The following is a 630-nucleotide window of genomic DNA, read 5'->3' on the forward strand; positions in this document are numbered from 1 at the left end:
GCTGCTGGTTGAGCGATAATTTGTAACCCTGTTACTGCTGCACTGGCTGGACTTGTACAAGACCCAACTGTACAAGTAGCAGAAATACTATACGTCCTACACTTGAAAGGGTTAAGCTACTACCCGATGAACCGTTCGACCAGTTGACTGTCCCTGCACAACCGCTGGCCGTTAATGAAAGCGTGCTTGGTGAACAAACTACTTTTGTAGCCGGGGCTGTAATCATTGGAGCAGTTGGCTGAGCTACAATCTGTAACCCTGTAACTGCTGCACTGGCCAGACTGGTGCAACTGCCTACTGTACAAGTGGCAGAAATACTATAAGTACCCACACTTGAAAGCGTTAAGCTACTACCTGATGAACCATTCGACCAGTTCACTGTGCCTGCACAACCACTCGCTGTTAAGGTTAAAGTACTCGGTGCACAAACTACTAAAGAACCCGGAGGAGTAATGGTCGGGGCTGCTGGTTGAGCTACAATTTGTAACCCTGTTACTGCTACACTTGCCGGAGAAATACAAGACCCAACTGTACAGGTCGTTGTGATACTATAAGTGCCTACACTTGATAAAACTATACTTGTGCCTGATGAACCATTTGACCAGTTGACTGTTCCTGCACAACCACTTG

Annotated in this window: 1 pseudogene; it reads right to left on the reverse strand. The window is 47.0% G+C overall.

Annotation, left to right across the window (positions count from 1 at the left end):
* Positions 1-31 precede the first annotated feature (31 nt).
* Positions 32-630, reverse strand: a pseudogene (locus EWM59_RS28000) (hypothetical protein); the annotation flags it as partial.

The organism is Emticicia agri (assembly GCF_004168285.1).
In the GTDB taxonomy this organism is placed as follows: Bacteria; Bacteroidota; Bacteroidia; order Cytophagales; family Spirosomataceae; genus Emticicia; species Emticicia agri.